This window comes from Synechococcus sp. A15-127 (genome assembly GCF_014280215.1).
Lineage (GTDB): Bacteria > Cyanobacteriota > Cyanobacteriia > PCC-6307 > Cyanobiaceae > Parasynechococcus.
On the sequence record NZ_CP047948.1, the window covers coordinates 842113 to 854978 of the forward strand.

General features: G+C 61.9%; 13 protein-coding genes and 1 tRNA gene. 7 read left to right on the plus strand and 7 right to left on the minus strand.

Going from position 1 to position 12866, the window contains the following annotated elements; genetic code table 11:
- Positions 1 to 42 precede the first annotated feature (42 nt).
- Positions 43 to 1002, minus strand: a complete 960-nt coding sequence (locus tag SynA15127_RS04280) for a GNAT family N-acetyltransferase (protein ID WP_186485144.1) — start codon at positions 1000 to 1002, stop codon at positions 43 to 45.
- A gap of 77 nt (positions 1003 to 1079) precedes the next feature.
- Here SynA15127_RS04280 and glyQ point away from each other — a divergent pair, with 77 nt between their 5' ends.
- Positions 1080 to 1988: a glycine--tRNA ligase subunit alpha gene (gene glyQ / locus SynA15127_RS04285; RefSeq protein ID WP_186485568.1), complete on the plus strand. Its 909-nt coding sequence runs from the start codon at positions 1080 to 1082 to the stop codon at positions 1986 to 1988.
- Here the strand turns inward: glyQ and SynA15127_RS04290 are convergent.
- Positions 1948 to 2901 carry a hypothetical protein gene (locus tag SynA15127_RS04290; RefSeq protein WP_186485145.1) on the minus strand — a complete coding sequence of 318 codons (954 nt, stop codon included), beginning with the start codon at positions 2899 to 2901 and terminating at the stop codon, positions 1948 to 1950. The genes glyQ and SynA15127_RS04290 overlap by 41 nt on opposite strands.
- Between SynA15127_RS04290 and SynA15127_RS04295 the strand changes: the two genes are divergently transcribed.
- The 4 genes from SynA15127_RS04295 (at position 2888) to SynA15127_RS04310 (ending at position 7099) form a co-directional block, all read left to right on the plus strand.
- Complete coding sequence (locus SynA15127_RS04295; protein ID WP_255475573.1) at positions 2888 to 4837, plus strand: ComEC/Rec2 family competence protein; 1950 nt, start codon at positions 2888 to 2890, stop codon at positions 4835 to 4837. The genes SynA15127_RS04290 and SynA15127_RS04295 overlap by 14 nt on opposite strands.
- Positions 4838 to 4861: 24 nt before the next feature.
- Positions 4862 to 4948: transfer RNA gene (locus SynA15127_RS04300), tRNA-Ser, on the plus strand.
- Positions 4949 to 5113: 165 nt separating this feature from the next.
- A complete protein-coding gene (locus SynA15127_RS04305) occupies positions 5114 to 5398 on the plus strand; it encodes a hypothetical protein (protein ID WP_186485146.1) in 285 nt (94 codons plus the stop codon).
- Positions 5399 to 6844: 1446 nt separating this feature from the next.
- Positions 6845 to 7099 (plus strand): hypothetical protein, encoded by a 255-nt coding sequence (locus tag SynA15127_RS04310; RefSeq protein WP_186485147.1) that lies wholly within the window; start codon positions 6845 to 6847, stop codon positions 7097 to 7099.
- Between the two features lie 130 nt (positions 7100 to 7229).
- Here SynA15127_RS04310 and SynA15127_RS04315 read toward each other — a convergent pair whose 3' ends face one another.
- Both SynA15127_RS04315 and SynA15127_RS04320 read right to left on the minus strand, forming a co-directional pair.
- Positions 7230 to 7397, minus strand: a complete 168-nt coding sequence (locus tag SynA15127_RS04315) for a hypothetical protein (protein WP_186485148.1) — start codon at positions 7395 to 7397, stop codon at positions 7230 to 7232.
- Between the two features lie 462 nt (positions 7398 to 7859).
- Positions 7860 to 8129: a hypothetical protein gene (locus SynA15127_RS04320; RefSeq protein WP_186485569.1), complete on the minus strand. Its 270-nt coding sequence runs from the start codon at positions 8127 to 8129 to the stop codon at positions 7860 to 7862.
- Between the two features lie 62 nt (positions 8130 to 8191).
- On the opposite strand from SynA15127_RS04320, the gene SynA15127_RS04325 reads away from it, so the two are divergent.
- Positions 8192 to 9421, plus strand: coding sequence for a glycosyltransferase (locus SynA15127_RS04325; RefSeq protein ID WP_186485149.1), 1230 nt, complete (start codon positions 8192 to 8194; stop codon positions 9419 to 9421).
- Between the two features lie 30 nt (positions 9422 to 9451).
- On the plus strand, positions 9452 to 10210 hold the full coding sequence (locus tag SynA15127_RS04330; protein ID WP_186485150.1) for a sugar transferase: 759 nt from the start codon (positions 9452 to 9454) through the stop codon (positions 10208 to 10210).
- On the opposite strand, the gene cbiB is transcribed toward SynA15127_RS04330, so the two are convergent.
- Genes cbiB through SynA15127_RS04345 form a run of 3 tightly spaced genes read right to left on the minus strand, consistent with a single transcriptional unit; the run spans position 10204 to position 12850 of the window.
- Entirely contained in the window at positions 10204 to 11211 is a 1008-nt protein-coding gene (cbiB, locus tag SynA15127_RS04335) for an adenosylcobinamide-phosphate synthase CbiB (protein WP_255475574.1), read from the minus strand. The genes SynA15127_RS04330 and cbiB overlap by 7 nt on opposite strands.
- Positions 11212 to 11215: 4 nt before the next feature.
- Positions 11216 to 12211 carry a ketol-acid reductoisomerase gene (ilvC, locus tag SynA15127_RS04340; protein WP_043696093.1) on the minus strand — a complete coding sequence of 332 codons (996 nt, stop codon included), beginning with the start codon at positions 12209 to 12211 and terminating at the stop codon, positions 11216 to 11218.
- A 36-nt stretch (positions 12212 to 12247) separates the two neighbouring features.
- A complete protein-coding gene (locus SynA15127_RS04345) occupies positions 12248 to 12850 on the minus strand; it encodes an ATP-dependent Clp protease proteolytic subunit (protein WP_043696097.1) in 603 nt (200 codons plus the stop codon).
- Positions 12851 to 12866 lie beyond the last annotated feature (16 nt).

The window sequence follows — 12866 nt, forward strand, 5'->3', positions numbered from 1 at the left end:
CGTCTCCATCACTGGAATCGCCGCGTTCTTCGCTCCAAGGCATCACAGATTGAGCAGGCAGTTCTCAACTTCCACCCAGCTGTCACAGACAGGTTTGAACTTGCGCAGGATCAGATTGTGCAGCCGCTCATTGGTCGGGTGTGAAATGAAGCAGCCGCGCCGGACCGGCCAGCAGAGTTCACCCTCTCGGGTCTCGTTGCTGTGTTGAAAATGGGCGGCCCGCATCACATCACAGAGCAGAGCGAGTGGGGCGCCTGTTTGTTCCCAGCCGGGGTCGATCCAGAGCTTTCCGTAGCGGAGCAGGTCGATGCCGGCGGTGTGCGTGATCAGCCATCCGATGATCTGGCCACGGTCGCCGCGCAACAACCGACTGAACCGATGTTCCGGTTCCCAGGAGTAGCTGTTGTCTGCAGGATCCCAGGGGGCTCCGATCGGCTCGGATCCGCTGCGCTGCAGACGCTGCTTCAGCTCCGATGTGAGTTTCCGCGGGTAGGGCTCGATGTGCCATTGCGCACGACGGCTCATCCGTGCCACGGACTGTTCAAGCCGGATCAGCAGTGGCTCGACGCGGCAGCGGTCGGAGAGGGTGACCACCACTTTTCCGGGAGAGTTCGTCCATCCGTCTCGTCGGGGGGTGAGTTTGTGCAGTGCCGCTGTGCAGGGGCGCTCCAGCGGGATGGAGAGATGCAGCCTGCTGATGCCGTCCTGAGTGGCTGCGCTGCGAATGTGCAGCAGCAGTCGGCTGGCCACCCCCTTCCGGCGTTCGTCTGGCGTCACGACCAGGCTTACGACCGAAAGGATGGTTCCGGACTCTGAAGCGATCCGTTTCGCCAGCAACAGTCCACAGGGGCGGTTGTGGACGTCTTTGGCCCCCCAGGCCTGCCACTTGACTCCGATCTCAGCGATGCGGGGGCGCAGGATCGCTGAACAGAGGTGGCTGAAGCTGCGGCTGACCTGATCAGCTGTCAGCTGCTCCAGGTGGTGATCATGGGAATCTCTCAAGGCGGAGATGGTGGATCCGGGCGGCGAGCGGCAGATCAACCTTTCGGCAGAATCCTCAGGCAGGCGCGCGGTTGACAGTGCACTTCCAGGACATCATCAGCACCCTCAACCGCTTCTGGGCAGACCAGGGCTGCCTGTTGCTGCAGCCCTACGACACGGAAAAGGGGGCGGGCACCATGAGTCCGCACACGGTGCTGAGGGCCATCGGTCCTGAACCCTGGGCCGTGGCCTACCCGGAGCCCTGCCGACGTCCCACCGATGGTCGTTACGGCGACAACCCCAACCGCGCCCAGCACTATTTCCAATACCAGGTGCTGATCAAGCCATCTCCCGATGGCATTCAGGAGACTTACCTCGCCTCGCTGGAAGCTCTTGGCATTCAGGTGGCTGATCACGACATCCGTTTCGTCGAAGACAACTGGGAGTCGCCCACCCTCGGCGCCTGGGGTGTGGGCTGGGAGGTGTGGCTCGATGGCATGGAGGTCACCCAGTTCACCTATTTCCAGCAATGCGGCGGCATCGACTGCAAACCGGTGTCGATCGAAATCACCTACGGCCTCGAGCGGCTGGCCATGTATCTGCAGGACGTGGAAAGCATCTGGGATCTGAGCTGGAATGCTTCGCGCAGCTATGGCGACATCTGGCTGCCCTTCGAAAAAGGTCAGTGCCAATTCAATTTCGAGGGGTCTGACCCTGAACGGCTCAAGCAGCTCTTCGCGATCTATGAGGCCGAAGCCTCTGATCTGATCGAGCAGCAGCTGCCCGCACCGGCATTGGACTTCGTGCTCAAGTGCAGCCACACCTTCAACCTGCTTGAGGCCCGCGGCGTGATCTCGGTGACCGAACGCACGGCCACCATCGGTCGGATCCGCAACCTGGCACGCAAGGTGGCGGAAGCCTGGTTGGCGGAACGGGAAGCTCTGGGGTTCCCTCTGCTGAGCGGCGTCAAAGCGTCCGAGACGATGCCTGTGGCCGGAGCGAGTTGAGAATTTGCTTCAGCTCCGAGGGGCTCCTCTGATGAGAGCTGCCCAGAAATAATTCCGACAGGGCTCGTTGATCGCGGCTGGGTTCGCTGCGTTCCACCTGGAAGTGCGACCGCAACGCAAGCATTTCCTGATACGTCTGGACCTTCCAGGCAAAGTTCTGATAACGGATCACCCGCTGCACCGGCATCGGCAAGATCAGAGTTGGTATTCCAAGCAGGCAGGCATGGAAAAAATGGCTGCTCACCCCCGTGCTGAGCACATAACGGTGCGATCGGAGCAGGTGCAGATGCCGCCAGATGAACAGAGGATCGCAGTGGGAGCCGGCCCCCACTACCTGGAATCCCTCGGCAAGAAAAGGTTCGTATTCGCCCAGATCCCAGTCTCGCCAGTATGCGCAGATGCGGATCGGATGAAAGCGATCGGGTAGCCCACGGAGGTTTCGGATCAGCTGATCGTCATCCAGCTTCAGTTGGGTGACCCCTGTGGAGTGGCAGCGGAAGAACAGCGATCCTGCAGGCGGCTGTTCTGCTGGCTCGAGGCATTGGATGGCGTACAGGCTGGCGAGCCCGATCGGGATCACCCGCTTCCCTCCCGCGTTGCGGAAGGCCTCGAGGCAGGCATCCGAGCTGGCCAGAACAGTCGGAATCGCATCGATCCGTTCCTGCTCTGGAGCCTGACGCCGGCCATCGATCAGGGGGTAGTTGTGTCCGTGGGGAACGATGGCGTGAATCGATTCCTCCGGCGCGATACCGGCAAAACGCCTGAGGCAGGGCCCGAAGCCGTAGTTGTCGTTCGGTGGATAGACGCGATCGCGATGAGCCGGCCTCCGACTTTGAAACAGCCCCTCCAGATCCGCCTGGTCCGCCCAGGTCTGCGCCAGGGAGATCGGAGGTCCTGGAGTGGTCTCGGGCATCAGCGGCCTTGAGGGGGGAACTCTTGCCCCAGCCTGGCGAATTCTCCTGACCCGTTCATGGCCTGTCTGCAGCATCGCGCTGATGCTGTTTTTGCTGCTTCTGCTGCGCGGTCTGATCTGGGGAGCTCCGCAACCCGGTGGACAGGATCCCTCCGCGGTGATCCGCAGCGGCTCGCGTGAACCCCGGGTCCTCGTCGGGCGGGTGCTGGCGGATGCGCGGCAGTTCGATCCAGGCTGCTCCGTGCTGCTTCAGGTGCAGCGGCTCGATGGCCAGCGCCGGCACGGTCGCACCGAGCTGCAGTGGCGGCAGTGCGGGGTTCTTCTTCAGCAGGGTTGGCGCGTGCGTGCCGTCGGAGACTTGACGCCACCTGCCCCGGGGGCTCATCCCTTCCTCCCGGGAGCAGCGGAGCGGCTGGCATCCCGTGGCAGCTGGAGTCAGCTCAGGGTGTCTGAGCTGGAGGTGCTCGAGCGTCCGTGGACGCCACTGGCGGATGCCCGTCGCTCGATCGCGCAGCAGATGCAGCGGCTGGCTGGCCTTGAACGGGGCGGACTGCTGGCGGCCCTTGTGTTGGGGGGGGCTCAGGTGCAGCTGCCGGACTCCCTGCGTCAGTCCTTTCGGGTGGCGGGCCTCTCCCATGCCCTTGCGGCCTCTGGATTTCACCTGTCCGTCCTGCTCGGGGCAGCACTATCGATCGGTCGGTTGTTGCCGCGATTGGGTCGACTCGCTGTTGCGGCACTGGCACTGGCGGGCTTCTTGCTGCTGGCCGGTCCTCAACCTTCGGTGGTCCGGGCGGTGCTGATGGGGGGCATCGCTCTGATGATCCGGGAATCCGGCGAACGCAGCCGCGGCTTCGGGGTGCTGTTGCTGACGCTCAACGGGATGCTGCTGCTGCATCCGGCCTGGGCCCGATCGCTCGGCTTTCAGCTCAGTGCAGCGGCCACGGCCGGTCTGATGCTCACGGCGCCTCGACTGGAACAGGCTCTGGTGCGGCGGCTGCCGCGGCGATGCCGCTGGCTGGCGCCGGCGCTGTCCGTTCCCCTGGCGGCGATGGCCTGGACGCTGCCGTTGCAGTTGCTGCATTTCGGCTCGACCCCGCTGTATGCCCTGCCGGCCAATCTGCTGGCGGCACCATTGCTGGCTCCGCTGACGCTCTCCGCCATCGCCCTGGCCCTGGGAGGATTGGTGCTTCCACCCGGCCTTCTGACGTTGCTGTGCTGGCCGGTCCAGCAGCTTGCCGGAGCGCTGATCGTGCTGGTGAGCTGGATCAGCAACTGGCCGGCTGCTCAGGTGCTCACCGGTCGGCCGCAGCTCTGGCTGGTGCTGCTGCTGGCCGCTGCTTTGCTGCCTTGGTTGATGCCGGCCCCGAAGCGGGTCCGACTGGCTGCAGTGCTGCTGTTGCCAGTCGTTGTTGGTTTGCACGCCGGCATGCAGCTGGCGGATGGGCTGGTCTCTGTCCATCGCCATGGCCGGCACTGGCTGCTGGCCCGCCACCGCGGACGAGCTGCGCTGGTGGTCAGCCATGCAGACAAGTCCAGCTGCCGCATGGCCCGCCGCCTCATGGATGGTTACGGCCACCAACGGCTGGACTGGCTGCTGCTGCTGGATCCGGTTCCCTCCGCTGGGGTCAGCTGCTGGCAGGGCCTGGCCCGGCATGTTTCAGCGATGCAGCAAGGCCAGCCAGCTCTGGCTCCGGGGCAACGGCTCATCAGTTCAGGGCTGTCGGTGGAGCTGCTTGCGCATCGCGGTGAGCCACTGCTGCTTCGGATCGGCCGTCAGCGCTGGCAGGTGTTGCTCCGCCCTCAGTCCCTCTGGTCGCTGCACAACGCTGACGTCCTGAGCAGCGGCATCACCGGCACCTGGCTGGGATTCCGCCCTTCATCTCAGCAACGCCGCTGGCTGATGGCCCATGGAGGCAGCCTGAGGGTCGCCGACTAAAGTTTGAAGGCGCAGATGGCGTGTGGAGAGGTGGCAGAGTCCGGTTGATTGCGCACGACTCGAAATCGTGTAGGGGTCACACCCTCGTGGGTTCGAATCCCACCCTCTCCGTTCTGAGTAAGTCCCGTTAGGACTCTGAAAGTCCCAAACCCTTTGCGGTGAGGGACTTTTTTACTGCTTGGTGGTCATGGTTCGTCCCGTGAAAAACCAAGCTGTTCCGCAGTTGTGTTGTTGGCAATAGGGGGTTGTGTTGTCGGATTTTTGAGATGCCCCCTCATGGGTTTGCCGGGTAAGTCGTGGGCAAAAACCGTGAAGTTATTTGTGTCTTTCGTGCTCTTTGCTTTGCTCGCGCCAAGCATGATGATCTCTGCTCTTCTAGGCGTGAAACCCTATTGCTACATGCTTTTGGAAGGTCAGAAGGTTTCTTTTGGTGTCCATCCTGACGCACTCATTACTGAGAAATACTCACTGCAAGATGGCACAGCGGTCCATGTGATTGTTGGCGAGGTGGAGCAAGATAAGTTGTTTGCTCTACAGAAAATCCTTGATGAGGAAGATTGATTCGTCTATGGATTTCAGAGGTCCGGCATTTTTTCGTAAGCAATAAGCATTTTCCTAATAATTGCAAGGATAAGACCTCATGATTGGTCAGGACTCTTGTGAGAGTTCCCCCTGAAAAATGGAACTGGCGTTGAGTTGAGTCCCATCAGGGCGTTTTGACTCTTGCTCTGCTCTTGTCAATCTCTCCACCAAGTTCAGGGTGTCGTTTGGGGATAAGTCGCCATCATCGCCCCACTTCAGACTTGAAAGGTCAGGTGGGCACATGATGTGTGGAATGCGTGTTGCTGAAACTTAAGGGCGCTGAGATGACTGTTGTGCCAATGCTCCCCGAAGATTCATGGAAGAAATCCTGAATTGAGTGCCTTCTCGATACCGAACTGGTTGAGGTGGTTTCATCCACGCATGATCCGACCACCAAGACATCGGTCAGAGATGGTCCAGAACCCTGCCGCTGCTTTCAGGAGGTCTCTGTTTCTCCTGAAGGCACCAGGTGCCTCGGGGGTGTTCCAATGCCAGAGGTCAGCAGCCAGCCCCACGAACAAAACTCTGTTCGTCTCTGAAGGTCGTGGTATTCGTCGGTGAGGGTTCCAGTGCTGGTCATCCTTGAAGAGCACTGAGGTTCCATCACCCTTGCCGTACTGGTCATGGAAAGACCACCAGACACTTCCGTATCCGTTGGATTGACCTGTCTGGAAGGTCCCTAGGGTTTTGCTGCCTTGAAGCACCTCTCCTTTCAGGGAGACCGCAGTGCGTTCAGTCAGCAGAACTTTGACTGAAGGAACTTCTTCACTGGTTAGTTCACAGACAAAGGGAAGCGGAACTGCTGCTGCTGGGAGTGACGTTAGAAGGAGAGAGATTAAAAATTTCATTCTCTAAGAGCCCTGAGTTTTTCCAGTAGAGCTCGGTTGAGTCGGTTGTCGCATGAAGTCGCCGTCTGAGGGTAGATAGTTCCTTTTGTTCCTGCCTGGCGCTCTCATGTCTTCAGGTGTGAGCGCTGGACTCCGGAGAAGTTTGGCAACCCCTAAGCGCAAATGCTTAGGGGTGGTGCCACGCAAGTCTTGTCGCATGAGAGCGGTTTTCCAGGAGGTCGAGCACTTCTGGGTTTTTCTTGAAAATCGCTCACGGCAATCCACAGCATTCGCTGCATGTCGGCGATGGTGGTGATCGCTTGGCGTCGTCTCGCTAAGCGACATCTTCAGTGCCCGAAGGAGCGATAGGGATACCGCTCCTTTTTTTGTGCCCTGCTGAACTCTCCCCATTTGCTCCCTAGTCGTGTCGTTTTTCCAGGAGGAGCGTGATGGTGTCGAGTCATGAGAAGGGATGTCCCTGGGACTGGGGAATCCATGGGTTTTTCATTGAGGCCCCCAGCAGGGCGGTTATCCCATCAGCACTGGGTCTTCAAGGCACATTCAGGGTCCATAACGTTCTCGAAGTCAACACTCATCCATGAGCGAAGAGAACGCCAGCAGCGAAACCTCCAATCAGTGCGGCGGCAAGAAGAAGGCGATGCTCGCCTATGGCGTCATCCAAATCTCCGCCACCGTTGTTTCCGCCATCTCCCTGGCGGCAATTGCTTTAGGTCTCTGCGCTGTGAAGCAAGAGAGCAAGGCCTTCAACGGTTGCGTTCAAGAGGTCATCGCTGAGGGCAAAACGAACGCTCAGGCAGTCCGCTTCTGCAATGGCGGAAAGCTGAGGAAGTAGTTCCGCTCCTGCCCTGGTGCCCTGAGCCGACTTAGAGGGAATGAGATCAGAGACCCATTTAGTCGGCAAAACCAGGTCTCAGCGACCTTCAGGGGGGGGGCGTTAATCCCCCCCCTTTTCATCGGAAGGTTCAGTTGGTCTCAGTGATTGCCGCTGTGGCAGCGCCCTGGTCTGACATCTCTTTCAGTGACTCAGCAGCGCAGAGGGTGGACAAGGCAATGGCAACCAAGGCGGCGCTGTTGATGACCTTGAGGACGACTGGAAGATGGGTGTTGACCATCTCGCGGATGTTTGCCATGGAAATAGTTCGCAGTGAACATGTTCATAGTGTGACCTTTGTCAACCAGGCGAAGGTTCCAGCTCGCGGATAGGACCTGGCCTCTCTGTGGATGGACCAAGCCGACCTGAATCACGTGCTTGCTGCGCTCTTCCCGGACGCCGTAGAGCAGTTGTGGAGGGTGCTTCTGCAGAGGTCTGAGGGGCAACCGAATCAGGAGCGGTCGTCACGACCTGTTCTGACGGTTCTCCTACTCCTCAGTTCGGTTCGTCCGGAGGAAGGTGAATGGGGCGAGTCATCGAGGACGTAGGACCCCTGAGGACTAGGAACTCTCAGGGGTTTTTTCTTGTCCAAGGAGGTCCCTTCAGAAGTGGTCCCTTCAGAAGTGTTGGGAATTATCCATCTCAGTTGGAGAGTTCGTCCGAAGTGGTCTCCAGTCGTCCTGTCTGGAACTGAACGGAAAGATCATCCTCTCCGTTTCGATCAAGAATGAAACAGCAGCACCAGTCCCTGCTGCACCTGGTGGAATTCACGCTCTTCGCGGCTGAGGTCGAGTCCCACCTTGAGGCCTTCCTGCATCGCATCCTCGAACGGTGGGGTGAGAGGGGGATTGGCATCGATCCACAGGGCAGCGATGCCCACAGCAGTGGCGTGCCACCGGAACCGGCCCGTCGTGCCGATGTCCGGTTCGTTCAGGGCCTCCTCCAGGAGTGTGTTGATCGGCAGGGTTGAGCTGGGCATGACCACCAGCATCGAGACCTCATCCAGCCTCGGCAACGGGCTGAGAGACTTCGTATCGATCGGGTCCGAACACGATGCCGCCGGCTCCAGATGCCCTGCCCCGGCGCATTGCCCTGGTTCACGAGTGGTTCACGCCTCGTTCCCGTGGAGGAGCTGAGCTGGTGGTTCAGGCCATCGATGCTCTGCTCACGGCAGCGGATCGCCAGCCCCAGCTCGCTGCGCTGGTGGATGGCGAGAGCCGACGCCCCGGCAGCTGGCTCGAGCGCCGCTCCGTGCTCACCTCTCCGATCCAGCGGCTGCCCTGGGGCATCAGCCATGTGCAGCAGTACCTGCCGCTGCTGCCGCTGGCGATCGAGCAGATCGATCTCGGCGCTGCCGATCTGGTGATCAGCAGCAGCCATCTGGTGGCCAAGGGGGTGCTCACCGCTCCCGATCAGCTGCATATCAGCTATGTGCATACCCCGGTCCGCTACGCCTGGGACCAGATGCATGCCTATCTGCAGTGCTCTGCCCTGGCCAGGCGCGGTCTCGGCCCCCTGATCCGCTGGCAGCTGCATGCCCTGCGCCAATGGGATCAGCTCAGCGCCCAGCGGGTGGATCACCTCATCGCCAATTCTCGTTTCACCGCTCGCCGGATCCGCAAGTTCTGGGGGCGGCAGGCCGAGGTGATCCATCCACCCGTCGATGTGGGCCGATTTCGCTGGGATGCCCCCCGTGATGATGTCTACCTCTGTCTCTGTCGCCTGGTGCCCTACAAGCGGGTCGATCTGGTGGTGGAGGCCTTCAACCGTCTGAAGCTGCCCCTCGTGGTGGTCGGTGATGGTCCGGAGCGGGCACGGTTGCAGGCCCTGGCTGGTCCCACGGTGACCCTGTTGGGACGCCAGTCCCCTCAGCAGGTGGAAGCGCTGATGGCCCGCTGCCGGGCCTATGTGTATGCGGGGCTCGAGGATTTCGGCATCGCACCGGTGGAGGCGATGGCGTCCGGTGCACCGGTGATCGCTCTGGGTCGGGGCGGCCTGCTGGATACGGTGCGTTGCGCGTCCGCCGGCATGCCCAAGGCCACAGGGGTCCTGTTCCCCGATCAGACGCTGGAATCTCTGCAGCAGGCTGTGCAGTGGTTTGAGGAGCAGCGGCTCTGGCGTCAGCTGGATGCCGAGGTGATCCGGCGCTGGGCGGAACGGTTCGGGCCGGATGCTTTCGCTGCCCGGTTCGAGGCGGCGTTGCAACGGGCCTGGGCGGCGCATCGCCGAAGCTGTGACGTTGCCGCGAGTGACCCTGCAAAGGTGCCAGGCCTGCTCTCGTGACGTTGAGTGTGGCGAGACGCACTCTGAGCCTTGCCGACGGCCACGAGGCCTTCCTTGCGTCAGACCGCTCGTCTGGCTTTCGGTCGTGGTTCGTATCGGCCTCACCTGGCGATGACCACAGCCCCACCGGTCGCTGTGCCGACCGGTCTGCTGATCCGCCAGCAGAGTCGTACCGGCCGAGGCCTCAAGCGCGGCGGCGACATTGTTTTTTCCCTGGCGGTGCTTGGTCTTGGTGCTCCGGTGCTGCTCCTGCTGGCGGCTCTGGTGAAGCTGAGCTCACCCGGGCCTGTGTTCTACGTGCAGCGGCGGGTCGGTCGCGATTACAGCCGTTTCGGTTGCATCAAGTTCCGCACCATGCGAGCCGATGCCGACGCTGTTCTGGCGCGTGTTCTGGATGAGGATCCTGGCCTGAGGAGTGAGTTCGAGCGCGATTTCAAACTCCGGCGCGATCCCCGCATCACCCGGGTCGGCCAGTTCCTGCGTCGTTCGAGCCTTGATGAACTGCCCCAGTTCCTCAACGTGCTGTGGGGGGAGATGAGTGTGGTGGGACCAAGGCCGATCGTTGATCGGGAGCTCACCCGCTACGGCGACTACATGGATGAAGTGGCGGCGGTCCGCCCCGGTCTCACCGGTCTGTGGCAGGTGAGCGGACGCAACAACCTCAGCTACAAGAAGCGGGTGAAGTTGGATCTGGCCTATGCCCGCGGTCGTTCCTTCAGCCTGGATCTGGCGATCATCCTGCGCACGTTCGGCGTGCTGCTTCTGCCCATGGATCGCGGCGCTTACTGACCTGCCACCAGCAGGGCGACCAGCAGAAGCAGGAGAAGCCACAGGCTTTCCAGCCGACTGGTCAGCACCAGAATCAGATTGACGGCGTTGCGGTCAGCTTGTGGCAGATCCGCTGCCAGCACCGGTTTGTCGATCCATCGCTCTCCGTAACGGTTGCGTCCACCGAGCTGAACGCCGGCGCAGTGGGCGTAGATCGCTTCGGAGCGGCCCGCGTTGGGGGAGGGATCGGGAGCCCCATCTCGCTCGGCGGCGCGCACCAGGGCCGGCAGCTCCCGCCAGGGCTGGCTCACCAGCGGCAGCGTGATCATCACCAGCCGGCAGGGCAGCCAGGTGAGCAGGTCATCGAGCCTGGCTCCGGCGGTTCCGAGCCAGCGCAGGCGTCCGCGCCGATAGCCGAGCATCGAGTCGAGGGTGCTGCTCGCTTTGAAGGCCCAGGCCAGGGCCAGCGGTCCCGGCAGCTGCGGTGAGAGCGCTTGAAGCACCAGGCCGATGATCATCCAGAACAGCGGTGCGAACAGGCCGTCCACGGCATTTTCCGAGGCACTCTCGGCGGCCGCTCTCAAAATCTCCGGCTCCCCCAGCTGCTGCACATCGCGGCCGACGATCCAGCTCAGCCGTTCGCGTGCCGCCGTCAGATCCCCTTGCGGCTGATCCGGCAGAGCACTGAGGATGGCGGCCACGCTGTCGTGCAGGCTGCGGGCCGCCAGGGCGCTGGCCAGGCCGAGCACCAGCAGGGCTGTGCCAAACGGAGCAGCCCTGGCGAGCTGCTCCACCAGCCAGCCGCAGCTCCCGGCTCCGAGAACCAGCACAGCAGTGATCAGGCCACCGCCGAGGCGGAGGGCCTCAGGCCGGTCACCGCTCAGGCGCTCGACCCACAACCGCAGGCGGCTGATCAGCTTCCCCATCAGCACCACCGGGTGGGGGCACCAAAGCGGATCTCCGATCAGGGCATCCAGTCCGGCGGCAGCCAGGACCGCTGCGGCACCGGACTGGAACAGCAAGGGATCAGGCGTCCTTCAGCCAGCTGAACATCGAGCGAAGACCCTTGCCGACGCTTTCGATCGGCAACGCGGCGTCGCGATCCCGGATGCGCTTCATCTCGGGCTTGCCGGCATCGCACTCAGCCACGAACTTCCTGGCGAAGGTGCCGTCCTGGATGTCAGCCAGCACACGCTTCATCTCCGCCTTGGTGTCTGCGGTGATCAGGCGTGGGCCGCTCACGTAGTCGCCGTATTCAGCGGTGTTGGAGATGGAATCGCGCATGGCGGTGAGGCCGCCTTTCACCATCAGATCCACGATCAGCTTCACCTCGTGCAGGCACTCGAAGTAGGCCAGTTCGGGTTGATAGCCCGCTTCCACCAGAGTCTCGAACCCGGCCTTCACCAGCTCGGAGAGCCCGCCGCAGAGCACGGCCTGTTCACCGAACAGATCCGTTTCGGTCTCTTCCTTGAAGTTGGTCTCCAGGATGCCGGCACGGGTGCCGCCTATCCCCTTGGCGTAAGCCATCGCCAGAGCGCGGGCGTTGCCGGAGGCATCCTGTTCGATCGCAAACAGGGCCGGAACGCCCTGGCCGTTCTGGTACTCCCAGCGCACGGTGTGGCCGGGCCCCTTCGGAGCGATCATCACCACATCCACATCGGCCGGCGGCTTGATCAGCTCGAAACGGATGTTGAAGCCGTGGGCAAAGCTCAACACCTTGCCGGCGCTCAGGTTCGGCGCGATTTCCTTGTCGTAGACGTCCTTCTGGAATTCATCGGGCAACAGCACCATGATCCAGTCCGCTTTGGCAGCGGCATCGGCAACGCTCAGCACCTCGAGACCGTCAGCCTTGGCTTTCTCGGCGGAGCGGCTGCCGTCATAGAGGCCCACCACCACGTTGACACCGCTGTCCTTCAGGTTGAGGGCGTGGGCATGGCCCTGGGAGCCATAACCGATGATTGCCACGGTCTTGCCGTTCAGCAGACCGAGATCGGCATCGGAGTCATAGAAGAGCTGGGCCATCCGGAGCGCGCTTGCGAGGCGGTGCAAGCAGCGAGCTTACGCTTCGCTGGGATGGGTGATGACCCGATCGATCAGCCCGTAGTCCTTGGCTTCCTCGGCGCTGAGGAAGTAGTCGCGGTCGGTGTCCTTTTCCACCTTGTCGAAGTCCTGGCCGCTCATGTCTGCCAGGGAGCGGTTGAGCATCTCCTTCATGCGCAGGATTTCGCGAGCTTCGATCTCGATGTCGCTGGCCTGACGGCGGCTGGTGCCGCCAAGAGGCTGGTGGATCATGATCCGGCTGTGGGGCAGGGCCACCCGCTTGCCCTTGGTGCCGGCTGCCAGCAGAAAGGCGCCCATGGAGGCGGCGAGGCCGACACAGATGGTCACCACATCGCTCTTCACGTACTTGATGGTGTCGTAGATGGCCAGACCGGCCGTCACGGATCCACCGGGGGAGTTGATGTAGAGATAGATCGGCTTGGTGCTGTCCTCGGAATCGAGATACAGCATCTGGGCCACAAGGCTGTTGGCGATGCCGTCATTCACCTCGGAGCCCAGGAAGAGGATGCGCTCCACTCCCAGACGGGTGTAGATGTCGACCCAGCGCTCCATCTGGCTGCCGGGCAGGCGGTAGGGAACGCTGGGGGTACCGATCGGCATGGGTCAGGACGTGAGA

Excerpts from the sequence above, each read along its gene's own strand:
- SynA15127_RS04290 (WP_186485145.1), bottom strand. The coding sequence starts at position 2,901 with ATGCCCGAGACCACTCCAGGACCTCCGATCTCCCTGGCGCAGACCTGG.
- SynA15127_RS04310 (WP_186485147.1), top strand. The coding sequence starts at position 6,845 with ATGAGCGAAGAGAACGCCAGCAGCGAAACCTCCAATCAGTGCGGCGGC.
- SynA15127_RS04320 (WP_186485569.1), bottom strand. The coding sequence starts at position 8,129 with ATGCTGGTGGTCATGCCCAGCTCAACCCTGCCGATCAACACACTCCTG.
- SynA15127_RS04315 (WP_186485148.1), bottom strand. The coding sequence starts at position 7,397 with ATGGCAAACATCCGCGAGATGGTCAACACCCATCTTCCAGTCGTCCTC.
- SynA15127_RS04305 (WP_186485146.1), top strand. The coding sequence starts at position 5,114 with ATGGGTTTGCCGGGTAAGTCGTGGGCAAAAACCGTGAAGTTATTTGTG.
- ilvC (WP_043696093.1), bottom strand. The coding sequence starts at position 12,211 with ATGGCCCAGCTCTTCTATGACTCCGATGCCGATCTCGGTCTGCTGAAC.
- SynA15127_RS04345 (WP_043696097.1), bottom strand. The coding sequence starts at position 12,850 with ATGCCGATCGGTACCCCCAGCGTTCCCTACCGCCTGCCCGGCAGCCAG.
- SynA15127_RS04325 (WP_186485149.1), top strand. The coding sequence starts at position 8,192 with ATGCCGCCGGCTCCAGATGCCCTGCCCCGGCGCATTGCCCTGGTTCAC.